This is a genomic window from Pseudomonas sp. o96-267 (genome assembly GCF_003935465.1).
Classification (GTDB): Bacteria; Pseudomonadota; Gammaproteobacteria; order Pseudomonadales; family Pseudomonadaceae; genus Aquipseudomonas; species Aquipseudomonas sediminis.
Window position 1 is genome coordinate 176,317 of the sequence record NZ_RHQP01000004.1, and the last position, 17,729, is coordinate 194,045.

General features: G+C 61.0%; 19 protein-coding genes. All 19 read right to left on the reverse strand.

The genetic code is table 11. The annotated features are described in order from the left end of the window. Positions 1 to 17 precede the first annotated feature (17 nt). Positions 18 to 785, reverse strand: coding sequence for a YoaK family protein (locus tag EGJ86_RS04260; protein ID WP_055986072.1), 768 nt, complete (start codon positions 783 to 785; stop codon positions 18 to 20). Between the two features lie 33 nt (positions 786 to 818). Next, a complete protein-coding gene (locus EGJ86_RS04265; protein WP_055986069.1) occupies positions 819 to 1,049 on the reverse strand; it encodes a hypothetical protein in 231 nt (76 codons plus the stop codon). A 10-nt stretch (positions 1,050 to 1,059) separates the two neighbouring features. Continuing rightward, positions 1,060 to 2,922: a glutamine--fructose-6-phosphate transaminase (isomerizing) gene (gene glmS, locus EGJ86_RS04270; protein ID WP_125834183.1), complete on the reverse strand. Its 1,863-nt coding sequence runs from the start codon at positions 2,920 to 2,922 to the stop codon at positions 1,060 to 1,062. Positions 2,923 to 2,932: 10 nt separating this feature from the next. Further along, the gene (locus EGJ86_RS04275; RefSeq protein ID WP_045733556.1) at positions 2,933 to 3,703 is read right to left on the reverse strand and encodes a DeoR/GlpR family DNA-binding transcription regulator; all 771 of its coding nucleotides are present in this window, start codon (positions 3,701 to 3,703) and stop codon (positions 2,933 to 2,935) included. 73 nt (positions 3,704 to 3,776) lie between these two features. Continuing rightward, positions 3,777 to 4,388 carry a LysE family transporter gene (locus EGJ86_RS04280; RefSeq protein ID WP_125834184.1) on the reverse strand — a complete coding sequence of 204 codons (612 nt, stop codon included), beginning with the start codon at positions 4,386 to 4,388 and terminating at the stop codon, positions 3,777 to 3,779. Positions 4,389 to 4,444: 56 nt separating this feature from the next. Then, positions 4,445 to 5,803, reverse strand: a complete 1,359-nt coding sequence (gene glmU / locus EGJ86_RS04285) for a bifunctional UDP-N-acetylglucosamine diphosphorylase/glucosamine-1-phosphate N-acetyltransferase GlmU (protein WP_125834185.1) — start codon at positions 5,801 to 5,803, stop codon at positions 4,445 to 4,447. Positions 5,804 to 5,926: 123 nt separating this feature from the next. Beyond that, complete coding sequence (locus tag EGJ86_RS04290) at positions 5,927 to 6,361, reverse strand: F0F1 ATP synthase subunit epsilon (protein WP_017676260.1); 435 nt, start codon at positions 6,359 to 6,361, stop codon at positions 5,927 to 5,929. A gap of 79 nt (positions 6,362 to 6,440) precedes the next feature. Next, on the reverse strand, positions 6,441 to 7,817 hold the full coding sequence (gene atpD, locus EGJ86_RS04295) for a F0F1 ATP synthase subunit beta (RefSeq protein ID WP_064493638.1): 1,377 nt from the start codon (positions 7,815 to 7,817) through the stop codon (positions 6,441 to 6,443). A 30-nt stretch (positions 7,818 to 7,847) separates the two neighbouring features. Next, complete coding sequence (atpG, locus tag EGJ86_RS04300; RefSeq protein ID WP_072425164.1) at positions 7,848 to 8,711, reverse strand: F0F1 ATP synthase subunit gamma; 864 nt, start codon at positions 8,709 to 8,711, stop codon at positions 7,848 to 7,850. 48 nt (positions 8,712 to 8,759) lie between these two features. Then, positions 8,760 to 10,304, reverse strand: a complete 1,545-nt coding sequence (atpA, locus tag EGJ86_RS04305; protein ID WP_021487437.1) for a F0F1 ATP synthase subunit alpha — start codon at positions 10,302 to 10,304, stop codon at positions 8,760 to 8,762. Between the two features lie 15 nt (positions 10,305 to 10,319). Beyond that, complete coding sequence (locus EGJ86_RS04310; RefSeq protein ID WP_074677173.1) at positions 10,320 to 10,856, reverse strand: F0F1 ATP synthase subunit delta; 537 nt, start codon at positions 10,854 to 10,856, stop codon at positions 10,320 to 10,322. A 12-nt stretch (positions 10,857 to 10,868) separates the two neighbouring features. Then, positions 10,869 to 11,339: a F0F1 ATP synthase subunit B gene (locus tag EGJ86_RS04315; RefSeq protein WP_072425161.1), complete on the reverse strand. Its 471-nt coding sequence runs from the start codon at positions 11,337 to 11,339 to the stop codon at positions 10,869 to 10,871. Between the two features lie 86 nt (positions 11,340 to 11,425). Then, positions 11,426 to 11,665 carry a F0F1 ATP synthase subunit C gene (gene atpE, locus EGJ86_RS04320; protein ID WP_224490516.1) on the reverse strand — a complete coding sequence of 80 codons (240 nt, stop codon included), beginning with the start codon at positions 11,663 to 11,665 and terminating at the stop codon, positions 11,426 to 11,428. Positions 11,666 to 11,719: 54 nt separating this feature from the next. Further along, positions 11,720 to 12,538: a F0F1 ATP synthase subunit A gene (gene atpB / locus EGJ86_RS04325; protein ID WP_059391032.1), complete on the reverse strand. Its 819-nt coding sequence runs from the start codon at positions 12,536 to 12,538 to the stop codon at positions 11,720 to 11,722. Between the two features lie 24 nt (positions 12,539 to 12,562). Beyond that, the gene (locus EGJ86_RS04330; RefSeq protein ID WP_045733559.1) at positions 12,563 to 12,952 is read right to left on the reverse strand and encodes a F0F1 ATP synthase subunit I; all 390 of its coding nucleotides are present in this window, start codon (positions 12,950 to 12,952) and stop codon (positions 12,563 to 12,565) included. Positions 12,953 to 13,082: 130 nt separating this feature from the next. Continuing rightward, positions 13,083 to 13,952: a ParB/RepB/Spo0J family partition protein gene (locus tag EGJ86_RS04335; RefSeq protein WP_125834186.1), complete on the reverse strand. Its 870-nt coding sequence runs from the start codon at positions 13,950 to 13,952 to the stop codon at positions 13,083 to 13,085. An 11-nt stretch (positions 13,953 to 13,963) separates the two neighbouring features. Further along, a complete protein-coding gene (locus EGJ86_RS04340) occupies positions 13,964 to 14,752 on the reverse strand; it encodes a ParA family protein (RefSeq protein WP_125834187.1) in 789 nt (262 codons plus the stop codon). Positions 14,753 to 14,763: 11 nt separating this feature from the next. Next, entirely contained in the window at positions 14,764 to 15,411 is a 648-nt protein-coding gene (gene rsmG, locus EGJ86_RS04345) for a 16S rRNA (guanine(527)-N(7))-methyltransferase RsmG (RefSeq protein WP_177432767.1), read from the reverse strand. Further along, the gene (gene mnmG / locus EGJ86_RS04350) at positions 15,408 to 17,300 is read right to left on the reverse strand and encodes a tRNA uridine-5-carboxymethylaminomethyl(34) synthesis enzyme MnmG (protein WP_125834189.1); all 1,893 of its coding nucleotides are present in this window, start codon (positions 17,298 to 17,300) and stop codon (positions 15,408 to 15,410) included. The genes rsmG and mnmG overlap by 4 nt, the downstream gene beginning before the upstream one ends. Positions 17,301 to 17,729 lie beyond the last annotated feature (429 nt).

Genomic DNA, 17,729 nt, shown 5'->3' on the forward strand with positions numbered 1-17,729 from the left:
CCGCTCTCAAGGTCGACTCAACCCTGCCGGGCGCGTCTAAAACGGCGCCACCCCGAGCGCAGATCATCCACCGCTGGCACCAGAGCCAGGCCTACCAGCAACAACGCCAGCGGTAGGGTGGCGATATAGCCCAGGCCGTTGAAGCCAAAGGCACCGGCAATCCCACCCATAAAGAAATACAGCGCCAGCAGGCTCAACACCTGCAGGCGCTGACGGTCGACCTGGACCCGACCGTGCCTGTCGCCATGGCGGTTCCAGTACAGCAGCTTGCCCAGTTCGATACCGATATCGGTGACGATGCCGGTGATATGGGTGGTGCGGATTTCTGCCCGCGACAACTTGGTGATCAGGGCATTCTGCAGCCCCATGATGAAGCACAGCAGCATCACCGTCAGGGGCACGAACAGCCCCTCGATGGTTGCCAGGGTGGCGCCAAGCAGACCGAAGCACAGCAGCAGTGCCGCCTCACAGAGCAGCGGCAGGGCGTTTTCGCTGTGCAGGCGGCGGCGCTTGGAGTAATTGACCATCAGGGTCGAGGCGATGGCACCCAGGACAAACGACAACACCCCACCCAGCCCACCGAGCACCAGATCATAGGCACCCAGGGCGATATGGTCGGCCATGGCCGAGACAATCCCTGTCATATGCGAGGTGTACTGCTGCACCGCAAGAAAGCCCCCGGCATTGATTGCCCCGGCGACAAAGGCCAGGGCGTAACCCAGATGACGGTTGGCCACGACACTGCGTTTGCGCCCGGTCAGGCGTCGGGCATAGCGGATCGGCATAGGGCACCTAGGTGACGAAGTGGCGCGAGAGACTCACAGATGAATCTCCGCACCTTTGATGCCGAGTTGCCGCAATTCCTCGATCAGACCATTGAGGTCGGCAAAGCACTCCACCTCATCCTGCTCGTCGATCAGAAAGTAGCTGGTACCCGCATCCTTCTTGAACAGCACGATCCACTCCCGGGTATTGCCCGGGTTGGGCATCAGATGGGTATCGAACTGCACGCCAGCGGCGCTTCTGGCCCTTATATCTTCACGTTTCACAAGCGCCCCCTCACTCCACCGTAACGCTTTTTGCCAGATTGCGCGGCTGGTCGACGTCGGTGCCCTTGAGCACGGCAACATAATAGGACAGCAGCTGCAGCGGGATGGTGTAGAGGATCGGCGCCAGCAGGTCGTGAATATGCGGCATGTTCACCACATGGGTGCCCTCGCCGTTGCGCATACCGGCCTGCTGGTCCGCAAAGACGATCAGCTCACCACCACGGGCGCGCACTTCCTGCAGGTTGGACTTGAGCTTCTCCAGCAATTCGTTGTTCGGCGCTACTGTGACCACCGGCATATCGCTGTCGACCAGGGCCAATGGCCCGTGCTTGAGCTCGCCGGCCGGGTAGGCCTCGGCGTGGATATAGGAGATTTCCTTGAGTTTGAGCGCCCCTTCCATGGCCACCGGGTACTGGGCACCGCGACCGAGGAACAGGCTGTGGTGCTTCTCGGAAAACAGTTCGGAGATTTTCTCCACCGTCTTGTCCATGGCCAGGGCTTCGCCCAGGCGGGTTGGCAGGCGCCGTAGCTCTTCCACCAGCTCGGCTTCCAGGGCCTTGTCCAGGCTGCCGTGCACCTGACCCAAGGCCAGGGTCAGCAGCATCAGGCCGACCAATTGGGTGGTAAAGGCCTTGGTCGAAGCTACGCCGATTTCCGGGCCGGCCTGGGTCAGCAGGCACAGGTCGGATTCACGCACCAGCGAGCTGGTGCCGACGTTGCAGATCACCAGGCTGGCCAGATAGCCGCCCTGCCCCGGCGCCTTCTCCTTGGCGTTGCGCAGCGCGGCCAGGGTATCGGCGGTTTCCCCGGACTGCGACACGCTGACGAACAGGGTGTCGGGCTGCACCACCACCTTGCGGTAGCGGAACTCGCTGGCCACCTCGACCTGGCAGGGAATCCCGGCCAGCTCTTCCAGCCAGTAACGGGCGACCATGCCGGCGTGGTAGCTGGTACCACAGGCGACGATCTGCACGTTCTTCACCTTGGTGAACAGCTCGGCAGCCTGCGGGCCGAAGGCCTGCACCAGCACGTGGTCGCTGCCCAGGCGACCTTCCAGGGTGCGCTGCACCACCTTGGGCTGCTCGTGGATCTCCTTGAGCATGAAGTGGCGGTATTCGCCCTTGTCCGCTGCCTCGGCACCTTCGTGGTACTGCACGGCTTCACGCTGCACCGGCTGGCCGGCGGCATCCCAGATCTGCACGCCGTCGCGACGGATTTCGGCGATATCTCCTTCTTCCAGGTACATGAAACGGTCGGTGACCTGGCGCAGGGCCAACTGGTCGGAGGCGAGGAAGTTTTCGCCCAGGCCCAGACCAATCACCAGCGGGCTACCGCTGCGCGCGGCGAGCAGGCGATCCGGCTGCTTGGCACTGATCACGGCCAGGCCATAGGCGCCATGCAGTTCCGGGATGGCGGCCTTGAGCGCGGCGCTGAGGTCGCCGAGCTGCTGCAACTTGTGATCGAGCAGGTGGACGATGGTTTCGGTGTCGGTATCGGAACTGAAGACATAGCCCAGGCCCTTGAGGCGTTCACGCAGCTCTTCGTGGTTCTCGATGATGCCGTTGTGCACCACGGCCAGCTCGTGCCCGGGCTCTTTACCAGAAAAATGCGGATGAGCGTTGCGCTCGCTCGGCGCACCGTGGGTGGCCCAACGGGTGTGGGCGATGCCCAGACGCCCGGCCAACGGCTCGGCCTGCAGCGCGGCCTGCAGTTCGCTGACCTTGCCAACGCGGCGGCGGCGATCCAGTGCACCCTGCTCGGTCAGCAGCGCCACACCGGCGCTGTCATAGCCGCGGTATTCCAGGCGCTTGAGGCCTTCCACCAGAACAGCGGTGATATTGCGCTCCGCGATGGCGCCTACGATTCCACACATGGTTGTCTCCTCAAGTTTCCAGCGGCGCGAGGATCAGCTGGATGCCGCGCGCGCGTATTTGTTCGGCCGCCTGGGCATCCAGGCGCTCGTCGGTGATCAGGGTATGCAGGCTGTTCCAGGGCAGTTCCAGATTGGGAATGCGCCGGCCAATCTTGTCGCTCTCGACCATGACGATGACTTCACGGGCCACCTCGGCCATCACCCGCGATAGACCGAGCAGCTCGTTGAAGGTGGTGGTGCCACGCTCCAGATCGATGCCGTCGGCGCCAATGAACAGTTGGTCGAAGTCGTAGGAACGCAGCACCTGTTCGGCCACCTGGCCCTGGAAGGATTCCGAGTGCGGATCCCAGGTGCCGCCGGTCATCAGTAGCACCGGCTCGTGTTCGAGTTCGCGCAGGGCATTGGCCACGTTGAGCGAGTTGGTCATCACCACCAAACCGGGCTTGTGGCCGAGCTGCGGGATCATGGCAGCCGTGGTGGTGCCGCTATCGATGATGATGCGTGCGTGTTCGCGGATGCGTGCCACGCCGGCACGGGCAATCGCCTGCTTGTAGGGAGAAATGGGCTGCGTCGGCTCGCTGATCAGCTCCTGCGGTACAGGCACCGCGCCGCCATAGCGACGCAGCAGCAGGCCGTTCTTTTCCAGGGCAGCGAGGTCCTTGCGAATGGTCACTTCGCTGGTGGCGAAGTGCTGCGCCAGGGCGTCCACGCTCACTTCGCCCTGCTCGGCGAGCAAGGCGAGGATGGTATGGCGACGTTGCGGCGTGTTGCGCTTCGACATCTTTAAGTTTCGATTCGAAAGATAGTGGCGCGAATCAAAACATATGATCGAAAAGCCCGCAAGCGCCCGCTGGTCAGTTCAGTGTCAGCTTGACCCCGAAGCCAACCAGACACAGCCCCGCCAATTTCTCCAATCCCCGCGCAATACGAGGGTTAGCGCGCATGCGCTCGGCGAGAAAGTGCGTCAGCAGCACGATCAGCAGGCCGTAGAGAAAGGTCAGCGCCATGATGGTCACGGCCATGAAACCGAAAGTAATCAGACCCTGATGGCGCTGCGGATCGATGAACAGCGGAAAGAACGCCATGTAGAAGATGATGGCCTTGGGGTTGAAGACGGTGATCACCAGGGTTTGCCACAGGTATTGGCGCGGCTTGATGTCCAGCGTCGGCGCCGCCCCCGGCTTGGCCAGGATCATGCGCAGGCCGAGGTAGACTAGATAGCCGGCGCCAAGCCACTGCACCAGATGGAAGGCTGCCGGATAGGCCTTGAGCAACGCGGCGACGCCGGCCACCGCCAACCACAGCAGTACCTGATCGCCAAGCATGATCCCCAGGGTAGAGGCCAATCCACCACGAATCCCGCCTTTGCCGGTGGACAGGATCAGCGCCAGGTTACCTGGGCCAGGAATAGCCAGCAGGATGATGAAGGCCACCACGAAGGCGGCGTAATCCGTCACACCGAACATACAGGACTGCCTCCGGCAGGTTATCCACAGGCCTGGTCACCCAGGCTGGATCGGGTTCACTTCTTGGTGGGGCGCTTCCAGCCTTCGATATTGCGCTGCTTGGCCCGACCCACTGCCAGCGTATCTGCCGGCACATCGCTGGTCACTACCGAACCGGCGCCCGTGGTCGCACGGTCACCCAGCGTTACCGGTGCGACCAGGGCGCTGTTGGAGCCGATGAAGACGTCCTCGCCCATTACCGTGCGGAATTTGTTGGCACCGTCGTAATTGCAGGTGATGGTGCCGGCACCGATATTCGTCCGCGCACCTATCTGGGCATCGCCCAGGTAGCTCAGGTGGCCGGCCTTGGCGCCCTCGCCCAGCACGGCATTCTTCAGCTCGACGAAGTTACCCACATGGGCCTTGGCACCCAGTTTGGTCCCTGGACGCAGGCGAGCGAACGGGCCGCAATCGGCGCCCTCGCCCATCTCGGCACCTTCCAGGTGGCTGTTGGCCTTGACGATGGCACCCCTGCGCAGAACCGAGTCCTTGATCACGCAGTTCGGACCGATCTGTACATCATCCTCGATCACCACCTTGCCTTCGAGGATGACGTTGATGTCGATGGTCACGTCGCGGCCAACGCTCACCTCGCCGCGTACATCGAAGCGATGCGGATCGCGCAGGGTGACGCCTTGGGCCATCAAGCGGCGGGCCAGGCGCTGCTGGTAATGGCACTCGAGCTGAGCCAGCTGGATGCGGTCGTTGGCACCCAGCACTTCCATCTCGTCGGCGGCGCGCTCGGTGGCCACCACTAGGCCATCGGCCACGGCCATGGCGATCACGTCGGTCAGGTAGTACTCACCCTGGGCATTGCTGTTGGACAGGCGGCCCAGCCAGTCGGCCAGGCGCTTGCCCGGTACGGCGAGGATGCCGGTGTTGCCCTCGCGGATCTGCCGCTGCGCTTCGCTGGCGTCCTTGTGCTCGACGATGGCCTGCACCACGCCATCGGCGTCACGAACGATACGGCCATAGCCCGTCGGGTCAGCAAGCTCGACGGTAAGCAGGCCCAACTGATCATCGCTGACCAGGGCCAGCAGGCGCTGCAGGGTGGCCGTTTCGATCAGCGGCACATCGCCATAGAGGATCAGCACGCGCTCGGCGCTTAGCTGCGGCAGGGCCTGGGCCACGGCATGGCCGGTGCCGAGCTGCTCGGCCTGGATGACGAAATTCAGGTCATCGGCGGCCAGCCGTTCGCGCACCTTGTCGGCGCCATGCCCGATCACCACCTGGATGCTCTGCGGCTGCAGGCTGCGCGCGGTGTCGATGACATGCCCGAGCATGGGCTTGTCGGCAACCGGGTGCAGCACCTTGGGCAGCGCCGAACGCATGCGCGTGCCCTGGCCAGCGGCAAGAATGACGATATCCAGACTCATAGAAAGCTCCTTGCTGGGCAAGAGTTGGCCGCGGCCAGAGAGCCGCGCGAAGAAAGCGCTATTTTGCCAGAAACGCAAAGGGGCGACCTAAGTCGCCCCTTTGCGTGATACCGCGATACGCGATCAGCGGCTGCGGCCGCCGAACTTCTTGCGCATCTCTTCGATGGTGCGCAGCTGGGCAGCAGCCTCGGCCAGGCGTGCCGAAGCACTGCCGTAGTCGAACTCGGTACCCTTCTCGCTCAGCGCCTTCTCGGCAGCCTTGCGCGCCTCGATGGCAGCGGCCTCATCCAGGTCGCCGGCACGAACGGCGGTGTCGGCAAGAACCTTCACCATGCTCGGCTGGACTTCCAGGAAGCCACCGGAGATGTAGAACACCTCCTCGGTGCCACCCTGCTTGATCACTCGCACCGGACCCGGCTTGAGATCGGTCAGCAGCGGGGTGTGGCCCGGCAGGATACCCAGGTCACCGAGGTGACCGTGGGCGATGACCATTTCCACCAGCCCCGAGAACAGCTCTTCTTCCGCACTGACGATATCGCAGTGGACTGACATAGCCATAACAATGCCTCGGTTGAGAGGCCGGATCGGGCTGCTGCCCGCTCCGGCCTGGACGCCCTCTAGAGGGCGCACCCGTTACTTACAGTTTCTTGGCTTTCTCGATGGCTTCGTCGATGCCGCCTACCATGTAGAACGCTTGTTCCGGCAGGTGGTCGTAGTCGCCTTTGAGAATGCCGCTGAAGCCGGCAATGGTGTCCTTCAGGGACACGTACTTGCCCGGGGCACCGGTGAAGACTTCAGCCACGAAGAACGGCTGGGACAGGAAGCGCTGGATCTTACGAGCACGCGATACCAGCTGCTTGTCGTCTTCGGACAGTTCGTCCATACCCAGGATCGCGATGATGTCCTTCAGCTCCTTGTAGCGCTGCAGAACATACTGAACGCCACGAGCGGTCTCGTAGTGCTCCTGACCGATCACGTTCGGGTCCAGCTGACGGCTGGTGGAGTCCAGCGGGTCAACGGCCGGGTAGATACCCAGGGAAGCGATGTCACGGCTCAGTACGACGGTGGCGTCCAAGTGGGCGAAGGTGGTCGCCGGGCTCGGGTCGGTCAGGTCGTCCGCAGGTACGTATACAGCCTGGATCGAGGTGATCGAGCCTTTCTTGGTGGAGGTAATACGCTCCTGCAGAACGCCCATCTCCTCGGCCAGGGTCGGCTGGTAACCTACTGCCGACGGCATACGGCCGAGCAGTGCGGATACTTCGGTACCGGCGAGGGTGTAACGGTAGATGTTGTCGACGAACAACAGAACGTCACGACCTTCGTCACGGAACTTCTCGGCCATGGTAAGGCCGGTCAGTGCTACGCGCAGACGGTTGCCTGGTGGCTCGTTCATCTGACCGTAGACCAGGGCTACCTTGTCGAGAACGTTGGAGTCCTTCATCTCGTGGTAGAAGTCGTTACCCTCACGAGTACGCTCACCCACACCGGCGAACACGGAATAACCGCTGTGCTCGATGGCGATGTTACGGATCAGTTCCATCATGTTCACGGTCTTGCCGACACCGGCACCACCGAACAGACCGACTTTACCACCCTTGGCGAACGGGCAGACCAGGTCGATAACCTTGATGCCAGTTTCCAGCAGCTCGTTGGAGCCAGCCTGTTCGGCATAGCTCGGCGCAGGGCGGTGGATTTCCCACTGCTCTTCTTCACCGATGGGGCCGGCTTCGTCGATCGGGTTGCCCAGCACGTCCATGATCCGGCCCAGGGTCGCTTTACCGACCGGTACGGAGATGGCCTTGCCAGAGCTGTTGACGTCCAGGCCACGCTTGAGGCCTTCGGTCGAACCCATCGCAATGGTACGTACCACACCGTCGCCCAGCTGCTGCTGAACTTCCAGGGTGGTTTCGGCGCCAACTACTTTCAGCGCTTCATAAACACTCGGCACCTTGTCACGCGGGAATTCCACGTCGATGACGGCGCCGATGATTTGAACGATACGTCCGCTACTCATCTTTGGTTCCTCTGAATATTTGAACCGTTCTTAAACCGCGGCAGCGCCGCCGACGATTTCCGAAATTTCCTGGGTGATCGCTGCCTGACGTGCCTTGTTGTAAACCAGCTGCAGGTCTTTGATGAGCTCACCGGCGTTGTCGGTTGCGTTCTTCATCGCGATCATCCGCGCAGCCTGTTCGCACGCGCTGTTCTCGACCACGGACTGATAGACCTGCGACTCGACGTAGCGTACCAGCAGCGCATCCAGCAATTGCTGGGCGTCCGGCTCGTACACGTAGTCCCACAGACCTTTCTGTACGCCTTGCGCATCGCTCGCGGCCAACGGCAACAACTGCTGCACTTCCGGCTTCTGCGTCATGGTGTTGACGAACTTGTTCGACACCAGATACAGACGGTCGATACGGCCCTCGGCGTAGGCATCCAGCACGACCTTGACGCTACCGATCAGGTCGTTGATGGACGGCTCTTCACCCAGCTTGCTGATGGCGGCAACCACGTTGCCCCCGTTGCTGCGGAAGAAGCTCGCGCCCTTGCTGCCCACCACGCAGAAATCAGCCTCGACCTTCTGGTCGCGCCATTCCTTCAGGCTTCTGAGCAGCGCCTTGAACAGGTTGATGTTCAAGCCACCACACAGACCACGGTCCGAGGTCACCACGATATAACCGACGCGCTTTACATCACGCTCCACCATGAACGAGTGGCGGTATTCCGGGTTCGCCTTGGCCAGGTGACCAATCACCTGACGAATACGCTCGGCGTAGGGGCGACCGGCAGCCATGCGCTGTTGAGCCTTGCGCATTTTGCTGACCGCCACTTTTTCCATGGCGCTGGTGATCTTTTGCGTGCTTTTGATGCTCGCAATCTTGCTGCGAATCTCTTTTGCGCCTGCCATTTCACACCTTTTGGTTCAAGCAGGCGGGGGCCGAAGCCCCCGCTGCGGTTACCAGGTTTGGGTGGCCTTGAACTTCTCGATACCGGCTTTCAGGCCAGCGTCGATTTCGTCGTTGAAGTCACCCTTCTCGTTGATCTTCGCCATCAGGTCGGCGTGATCACGCTTGAAGAAGGCGATCAGGGCCTGCTCGAAGCTGATGATCTTGGCGACTTCGACGTCCTGCAGGAAGCCACGCTCGGCTGCGTACAGGGACACCGACATTTCGGCAATGGACATCGGCGCATACTGCTTCTGCTTCATCAGCTCGGTTACGCGCTGACCATGCTCGAGCTGCTTGCGGGTGGCTTCGTCCAGGTCAGAAGCGAACTGGGCGAATGCTGCCAGTTCACGGTACTGAGCCAGAGCGGTACGGATACCACCGGAAAGCTTCTTGATGATCTTGGTCTGTGCAGCACCACCCACGCGGGATACCGAGATACCGGCGTTGACGGCCGGACGGATACCCGAGTTGAACATGGCCGATTCCAGGAAGATCTGACCGTCGGTGATCGAGATCACGTTGGTCGGAACGAACGCGGAAACGTCACCGGCCTGGGTTTCGATGATCGGCAGAGCGGTCAGGGAACCGGTCTTGCCCTTCACGGCGCCATTGGTGAACTTCTCGACGTACTCTTCGGAAACGCGGGAAGCGCGCTCCAGCAGACGGCTGTGGAGATAGAACACGTCGCCCGGGTAGGCTTCACGGCCTGGCGGACGGCGCAGCAGCAGGGAGATCTGACGGTAGGCAACGGCCTGCTTGGACAGGTCGTCGTACACAATCAAGGCATCTTCACCGCGGTCGCGGAAGTATTCACCCATGGTGCAACCGGAGTACGGCGCGAGGAACTGCAGGGCAGCGGATTCGGAAGCCGAAGCTGCAACCACGATGGTATTGGCCAGGGCGCCAGCTTCTTCCAGCTTGCGTACCACGTTGGCAATGGTCGATTGCTTCTGACCAATGGCGACGTAGACGCAACGGATGCCGCTGTCTTTCTGGTTGATGATGGCGTCGACGGCCAGAGCAGTCTTACCGATCTGACGGTCACCGATGATCAGCTCACGCTGACCACGGCCTACCGGGATCATGGCATCGACCGACTTGTAACCGGTCTGCACCGGCTGGTCGACCGACTTGCGCCAGATCACGCCCGGCGCAACCTTTTCAACGGCGTCAGTAGCGGCGGCGTTGATCGGGCCTTTGCCATCGATCGGGTTGCCCAGTGCGTCAACGACGCGACCCAGCAGCTCCGGACCAACCGGAACTTCCAGGATGCGACCGGTGCACTTGGCGCTCATGCCTTCGGCGAGGGTCAGGTAACCACCCAGTACTACGGCACCTACGGAGTCTTGCTCCAGGTTCAGGGCCATGCCATACACGCCACCAGGGAATTCGATCATCTCACCGTACATGACGTCGGCGAGGCCGTAGATGCGCACGATACCGTCGGAAACGCTGACGATGGTGCCTTCATTACGGGCTTGAGCGGATACATCAAGCGACTCAATGCGCTGCTTGATGATTTCGCTAATTTCGGAAGGATTCAATTGCTGCATGCCAGTTCCCTCAAATCAGGATTTCAACGCTTCGGCCAGCTTGTTCAGCTTGCCGCGGACCGAACCGTCGATGACCAGGTCACCTGCACGAATGACAACACCGCCGATCAGGGCGGGATTGACCACGGGCGTGGGCTGGACGGTGCGATCGAGCCGCTTGGAAAGGGCGGCAGCCAGAGTTTGCAATTGCTCAGCACTGAGCTCGAAAGCCGACTCGACCTCGACATCGAGGGCGCGTTCGGCTTCAGCCTTCAGCACAGCGAATTGTTCGCGTACTACCGGCAACAGCGACAGTCGGTCGTTGCTGCCCAGCGAGCGCAGGAAGTTGCTGAACGAAGCATCGATGTGACCGGCACAGAGCTGCGCCAGCACATTGACTTTCTGCTCATCGGTCAACGCCGGGTTGACCAACTGCTGAGCCATGGCCGGCGCTTGAACCGCGGCCGCGGACAGCGACAGCATGTTCAGCCAGGCATCGGCCTGCTGTGCAGCACTGGCAAACTCAAACGCAGCTTTCGCGTAGGGCCGAGCGAGCGTGTTGGTATTGATCATCGCGAGCCTCGCTTAGAGTTGAGAGGCCAGTTTTGCGACCAGATCGTTGTGCGCAGCGCCGTCCACGGAGGACTGCAGGATCTGCTCGGCGCCGGTGACAGCCAGAGCTGCTACCTGCGAACGCAGTTGATCCTTGGCACGGTTCACTTCCAGATCGATTTCGGCTTTGGCGCCAGCGATCAGCTTTTCACCTTCGGAGCGGGCCTGGGCCTTGGCTTCTTCGACGATTGCGTTGGCGGTCTTGTTCGCCCGATCGAGAATCTCGGCAGCTTGCTCTTTGGTTTCACGAAGCATCTGGGCAGCGCGTTCCTGGGCCAACTGCAGATCGCGCTCAGCGCGCCCGGCAGCATCCAGACCTTCTGCGATTTTCTTCTGGCGTTCCTGCATGGCCAGCGTCAGCGGCGGCCATACGAACTTCATGCAGAACCAGACGAAAATAGCGAAGGCAATCGTTTGACCGAACAGGGTCAGGTTAATGTTCACAGCGATTTACCTCGTGCTATCTCGTGTTCAGGGAAGAAAAGCCTGAAGAGGCAGCACTCATCATGCTGCCTCGAACTCAGGAACTCTTAACCCGCGACAACGAAGATCAGGTACATCGCGATACCAACACCGATCATCGGAACGGCGTCGAGCAGACCGGCCATCAGGAAGGTCTTGGTTTGCAGCTGCGGGCCCAGCTCAGGCTGGCGAGCGGTGGATTCCAGCAGCTTGCCGCCCAGCAGGGCGAAGCCGATACCGGTACCCAGGGCACCCAGACCGATCATGATGGCAGCGGCGATGTAGACGAGTTCCATAGTTAGCTCCAGAGTTTTTAGAGGTTAAGGTTACGAGTTAGGGGTTTTCGGGTTTTTCGATGTTGATCAGTGGTGATCTTCGTGCGCAGCACTCAGATAAACCACGGTCAGCACCATGAAAATGAACGCCTGCAGCGGAATGACCAGGATGTGGAAGATAGCCCATGGCACGTTGAGACCCCACTGAACGTAGAAGGGCAGCAGCGCGATCAGGATAAACACCACTTCACCGGCATACATGTTGCCGAACAGACGCAGGGCCAGGCTCAGCGGCTTGGTCAGCAGGCCGATGATTTCCAGGAACAGGTTGAAAGGAATCAGCGCCCAGTGATTGAACGGGGTGAACGACAGTTCCTTGGTAAAGCCACCGATGCCCTTGACCTTGATGCTGTAGAAGATGATCAGCAGGAACACGCCCAGGGAGATACCGAAGGTACCGTTAGGGTCGGCGGTGGGGACGATCTTGAAGTACGGCAGGCCCATGGCATGTGCCAGGCCCGGAATGTAGTCGACCGGGATCCACTTCAGGCTGTTCATCAAAAACACCCAGACGAAGATGGTCAGGGCCAGCGGCGCAACCAGCGGGTTCTTGCCGTGGAAGGTGTCCTTGACGATGCCCTGGACGAACTCGATGCACATCTCGGCCATGTTCTGCAGACCGGTCGGTACGCCGGTAACAGCGCGCTTGGCGGCAATGCGGAACAGGGTGATGAAGATCAGGCCCATGAACAGGGACCAGCCCAGAGTGTCCACATGGACAGCCCAGAAGCCCATTGCTTTAACCTCTTCCGGGGTCTGGGCAATGATCCAGCCCTTATCCGGGTGAGCGCCGTAGACCAGGTTCTGCAGGTGATGCTGGATATATTCTGCTGGGGTATCAGCCATAAACGCCTCAAACGGTCCAATGCTTCAGAAAACTTTCATGAGTAGGGGGGCACAGGCTGCAGCCAGAAGGCCAAGCAGATAACCGATGAACAGCTGCATCGGTGCAAGTGGTTCAACCCCTACGAACGCCAGTGCAAACAGCACTGCCGTGATAATCCATTTACCCATGGCCCCGGCCCAGATCGACTGGACGATGGCTCGAGCCGAACGCGCGCCAAAGTAACGAAAGGCCTTGAATGCGAAATACGCGTTGGCCAGCAGGGCGATCAGCCCTCCCAGCAATGCCGAATAGGCCGCGACCCATCCGCCACTGACGGCAAAAATCACTGCAATCACAGCCGTCACGATGGCCTGAAGAATCAGGATCGGAAAACCTGGCTGACGATGAAACGGGACCTTACTGGGGATGCCCATCGACCTCTCCCTGCAAGGTGCCGAAACTCGGCCCGTAGCCGACAAAATTGCGCGGGGAGTATAGGGTTCAGCCTGCGCCCGATCAACCGTGCTGTAGTAGGAGTGAAGTAGGACTACAGACTGAATTGTTTCAACGAATGTGCGCCAGTACACCCTGCAATTCGTCGAGGGAGCTGTAGCGAATCACCAACTGCCCCTTGCCCTTGCTGCCGTGCTTGATCTGCACGGGCGAGCCCAGACGCTCTGCGAGCTTCTGCTCCAGGCGACTGATGTCCGGGTCGGCCTTAGCTTTGGCCGGGGCAGGTTTGGCGCTCAGCCACTGGCGCACCAGGGCCTCGGTCTGACGAACGGTCAGGCCACGTGCGACAACATGTCGCGCGGCTTCGACCTGTTGTTCGAGGGGCAAACCGAGCAGTGCACGGGCATGACCCATCTCCAGATCGCCATGGGCGAGCAGGGTCTTGATCTCCTCCGGCAAGGCGATCAGGCGCAGCAGGTTGGTGATGGTGACGCGGGATTTGCCCACGGCATCGGCGACCTGTTGCTGAGTCAGCTCGAATTCCTGCTGCAGGCGCTGCAGGGCCACGGCTTCCTCGATCGGATTGAGGTCTTCGCGCTGGATATTCTCGATCAACGCCATGGCGATGGCGGCTTCATCCGGCAGCTCACGGACCATGGCCGGAATCTTGTCCTGACCGGCCAGTTGGCTGGCACGCCAACGGCGTTCACCGGCGACGATCTCGAAACGACCACCACCGATGGGGCGCAGGACGATGGGCTGCATCACGCCCTGGGCGCGAATGGAGGCGGCGAGTTCTTCCAGAGCGGTCTGGTCCATGTCACGACGCGGCTGGTACTTGCCACGCTGGATCAACTCCAGCGGCACGTATTGCAGTTCACGCGTGTCGACCTGGGCGGCCTCTTCCTGCAATGTGTTGACGGTATTACCGCCAAGCAGGGCGTCCAGGCCTCGGCCCAGACCTCGTTTCTTCGCAGCCATGCGGATGTTCCTTAAGCGGTAGCGGTTTTCGCGGCGGCGCGCTGACGGCGCACCAGCTCGCCGGCCAAAGCCAGGTAGGCGATGGCCCCACGGGATTGTTTGTCGTAGACCAGCGCCGGCATGCCGAAGCTCGGTGCTTCGGCCAGGCGCACATTGCGCGGAATCACGGCGTCATACAGCTTGTCGCCGAAGTGTTCCTTGAGCTGAGCCGTGACGTCATTGGTCAGGCTGATGCGCGGGTCGTACATGGTGCGCAGCAGACCTTCGATCTGCAGCTTGGGATTGAGCAGTTGGGCGATGCGCTGGATGCTGTTGACCAGATCGGAAAGCCCTTCGAGCGCGTAGTACTCGCACTGCATGGGGATGATCACGCCATCGGCGGCGACCAGGGCGTTGATGGTCAGCATGTTCAGCGATGGCGGGCAGTCGATGAGGATGTAGTCGTAGTTCTCGCGGATCGGCGCCAGGGCATAACGCAGGCGGCTTTCCTTCATCTTCATTTCCAGCAGGGCGACTTCCGCGGCAGTCAGGTCACGGTTGGCCGGCAGCAACTGGTAGCCGCCATGCTCGGAGAATTGCATGGCCTGGCTCAGGTCGCACTCGCCGATCAGCACGTCGTAGATCGAGTGCTCGAGACCATGCTTGTCGACACCGCTGCCCATGGTCGCGTTGCCCTGCGGGTCGAGGGCGATCAGCAGCACGCGGCGCTTGGTCGCCACCAGAGAAGCGGCCAGGTTGATGCACGTCGTGGTTTTGCCCACGCCGCCTTTCTGATTGGCGATCGCGAATACCTTGGCCATCTTCTTTCCCCTTAGACCGAGCGACGCAGTATCAACAGATGGCGCTGGCCTTGGCAACCGGGAACCCGCAACACATGCGTGGCGCTGAGACGGAAGTCCGTCGGCAGGGCCTGCAATTCGTCATCCGGGTGCACGCCTTTCATCGCCAGCCACTGGGTGTCGACGCTGCCGAGGTGGCGCGTCCAGTTGCTGAAGTCCTGCAGGCTGCTGAACGCCCGCGAGCTGATGCCATCGAAAGGCTGCTCGGGGCGATACGCTTCGACCCGGTTGTGGACAACCTCGAGGTTGGCGAGTTTCAGCTCCAGCTTCACCTGCACCAGAAAACGGGTTTTCTTGCCGTTGGAGTCGAGCAGGGTGAAACGCCGCTCGGGGAACATGATCGCCAGCGGCACGCCGGGCATGCCGCCGCCACTGCCGACGTCCAGCCAGTTATCCCCAAGCTCGGCCACGAATGGCACTACCGACAGGCTGTCGAGCAAGTGGCGCGACACCATCTCGTCGGGATCGCGCACGGCGGTGAGGTTGTAGGCCTTGTTCCACTTGATCAGCAGGCCCAGATAGGCAAGCAGTTGTTCCTGCTGCTGCGCGCTGAGTTCGATACCCAGTTCGCGGGCACCCTGCAGCAGTTCTTCGGCGTGACGCTGAGTGACCGACATCAGGCGCTCTGCTCCAGCTTCTGTCCCGCGCTGCGTTTTTTCAGATGAATCAGCAGCAGGGAAATAGCCGCCGGAGTGACCCCAGGGATACGTGAGGCTTGACCGAGTGTCGCCGGGCGAGTGTTGCCGAGCTTGAACTGGATCTCCTTGGACAGCCCGGAGATCGAGGCATAGTCCAGATCATCCGGCAGCTTGGTGTCCTCACTGGCCCGTAGCTTGGCGATTTCGTCCTGCTGGCGGTCGATATAGCCGGCGTACTTGGTCTTGATCTCGACCTGCTCGGCCACCTGGTTATCCACAAACGGCGCGTCGGTCAGCTCGACCAGGGTGGCGTAGTCGATCTCGGGGCGGGCCAGCAGGTTGAGCAGGTTGTATTCGTGGGCAAGCGGCGTGCCGAAACGTGCGGCGATGGCATCGCCCTGCGGCGTGCCTGGGCGCACCCAGGTGCTTTTGAGGCGCTGCTCTTCCTGCGCGATACCTTCACGCTTGGCCTCGAAAGCGGCCCAGCGCTCGTCGTCGATCAGGCCCAGCTCGCGGCCTTTCTCGGTCAGGCGCAGGTCGGCGTTGTCCTCACGCAGGATCAGCCGGTACTCGGCACGCGAGGTGAACATGCGGTACGGCTCCTGGGTGCCCAGAGTGATCAGGTCGTCGACCAGCACGCCGATGTAGGCTTCGTCACGACGCGGGCACCAGGCCTCCTTGCCCTGCGCGCGCAGGGCAGCGTTGCAGCCCGCCAGCAGGCCCTGGGCGCCGGCTTCTTCGTAGCCGGTGGTGCCGTTGATCTGGCCGGCGAAGAACAACCCGCCGATGACCTTGGTTTCCAGGCTGTACTTCAGATCGCGCGGATCGAAGTAGTCGTACTCGATGGCGTAGCCCGGCCGCACGATATGCGCGTTTTCCATGCCACGGATGCTGCGCACGATCTCCAGCTGCACGTCGAACGGCAGCGAGGTGGAGATGCCATTGGGATACAGCTCATGGGTGGTCAGGCCTTCCGGCTCGATGAACACCTGGTGGCTGTCCTTGTCGGCGAAGCGATGGATCTTGTCCTCGATCGACGGGCAGTAGCGCGGGCCAACGCCTTCGATCACACCGGAGTACATCGGCGAGCGGTCGAGGTTGGCGGCGATGATCTCGTGAGTACGCGCGTTGGTATGGGTGATCCAACAACTGATCTGCTTGGGCTGATGCTCACGCTTGCCGAGGAAGGACATCAGCGGCGTGGGTGTATCACCCGGCTGCTCGGTCATCACCGAGAAATCCACGGAACGACCGTCGATGCGTGGCGGCGTGCCGGTCTTCAGGCGACCGACGCGCAGTGGCAACTCACGCAGGCGATGGGCCAGGGCGATGGAGGGCGGATCGCCGGCACGGCCGCCAGAGTAGTTCTGCAGACCAATGTGGATAAGTCCACCGAGGAATGTGCCTGTGGTCAACACCACGGAGTCCGCATGGAACCTGAGCCCCATCTGGGTAACAACGCCTTTGACCTCGGCGTTTTCCACAATCAGATCATCGGCTGCCTGTTGAAAAATCCACAGATTGGCCTGGTTTTCCAGAATCTCGCGTACCGCGGCCTTGTACAGAACACGGTCAGCCTGCGCGCGCGTGGCACGAACGGCTGGGCCTTTGCGGCTGTTGAGAATACGGAACTGGATACCACCCTTGTCGGTAGCGGTGGCCATGGCGCCGCCGAGGGCATCGATTTCCTTGACCAGATGGCTCTTGCCGATCCCGCCGATAGCCGGGTTGCAGCTCATCTGGCCGAGGGTCTCGACATTGTGGGTGAGCAGCAGGGTCTTCACGCCCATGCGTGCTGCAGCCAGAGCTGCTTCGGTACCGGCATGACCGCCGCCGATCACGATCACGTCAAAACGGGAAGGGAAATCCACCACGCACCTCGTGCCTGTTGAGAAAGGGGTCAGAAAGAAAGGCGGCAAGTATAGGGACTTAAGCCTGCTGAATGAAGCCTTCTGCACAAAAAATAGCCAACTGTTTGGCCGTGGTCGCTCGCACGATTTCCATTACCCGATCACCCTTGTCCTGAAAAAACGCGCTCAGGCTTATAAAGAATAGAAAGAGAGAATTTTTATAAAGCTTGTTCTTTATGTTTATATATAGAGCAGGGCTTTTCTGTGGATAACAGTCTACAGGTCAGGATATACGTGATGTACAGAGAATGATAAGCCTGTGTCGTTCCTGCTCGGATCCACTTAGAAAGCTGCTGAACCACTGTGGATGGAAGTGCCAGTTACCCACAGGGGTGGTTACGCCCAGCTTTGTCATAGGGTTATGGGCAGGGTTCAGGTGCGGTTTTCCAC

Excerpts from the sequence above, each read along its gene's own strand:
- glmU (WP_125834185.1), bottom strand. The coding sequence starts at position 5,803 with ATGAGTCTGGATATCGTCATTCTTGCCGCTGGCCAGGGCACGCGCATG.
- EGJ86_RS04330 (WP_045733559.1), bottom strand. The coding sequence starts at position 12,952 with ATGGGCATCCCCAGTAAGGTCCCGTTTCATCGTCAGCCAGGTTTTCCG.
- atpA (WP_021487437.1), bottom strand. The coding sequence starts at position 10,304 with ATGCAGCAATTGAATCCTTCCGAAATTAGCGAAATCATCAAGCAGCGC.
- atpG (WP_072425164.1), bottom strand. The coding sequence starts at position 8,711 with ATGGCAGGCGCAAAAGAGATTCGCAGCAAGATTGCGAGCATCAAAAGC.
- EGJ86_RS04280 (WP_125834184.1), bottom strand. The coding sequence starts at position 4,388 with ATGTTCGGTGTGACGGATTACGCCGCCTTCGTGGTGGCCTTCATCATC.
- EGJ86_RS04290 (WP_017676260.1), bottom strand. The coding sequence starts at position 6,361 with ATGGCTATGTCAGTCCACTGCGATATCGTCAGTGCGGAAGAAGAGCTG.
- atpB (WP_059391032.1), bottom strand. The coding sequence starts at position 12,538 with ATGGCTGATACCCCAGCAGAATATATCCAGCATCACCTGCAGAACCTG.
- glmS (WP_125834183.1), bottom strand. The coding sequence starts at position 2,922 with ATGTGTGGAATCGTAGGCGCCATCGCGGAGCGCAATATCACCGCTGTT.
- EGJ86_RS04275 (WP_045733556.1), bottom strand. The coding sequence starts at position 3,703 with ATGTCGAAGCGCAACACGCCGCAACGTCGCCATACCATCCTCGCCTTG.
- EGJ86_RS04335 (WP_125834186.1), bottom strand. The coding sequence starts at position 13,952 with ATGGCTGCGAAGAAACGAGGTCTGGGCCGAGGCCTGGACGCCCTGCTT.
- EGJ86_RS04260 (WP_055986072.1), bottom strand. The coding sequence starts at position 785 with ATGCCGATCCGCTATGCCCGACGCCTGACCGGGCGCAAACGCAGTGTC.
- atpD (WP_064493638.1), bottom strand. The coding sequence starts at position 7,817 with ATGAGTAGCGGACGTATCGTTCAAATCATCGGCGCCGTCATCGACGTG.
- EGJ86_RS04340 (WP_125834187.1), bottom strand. The coding sequence starts at position 14,752 with ATGGCCAAGGTATTCGCGATCGCCAATCAGAAAGGCGGCGTGGGCAAA.
- EGJ86_RS04310 (WP_074677173.1), bottom strand. The coding sequence starts at position 10,856 with ATGATCAATACCAACACGCTCGCTCGGCCCTACGCGAAAGCTGCGTTT.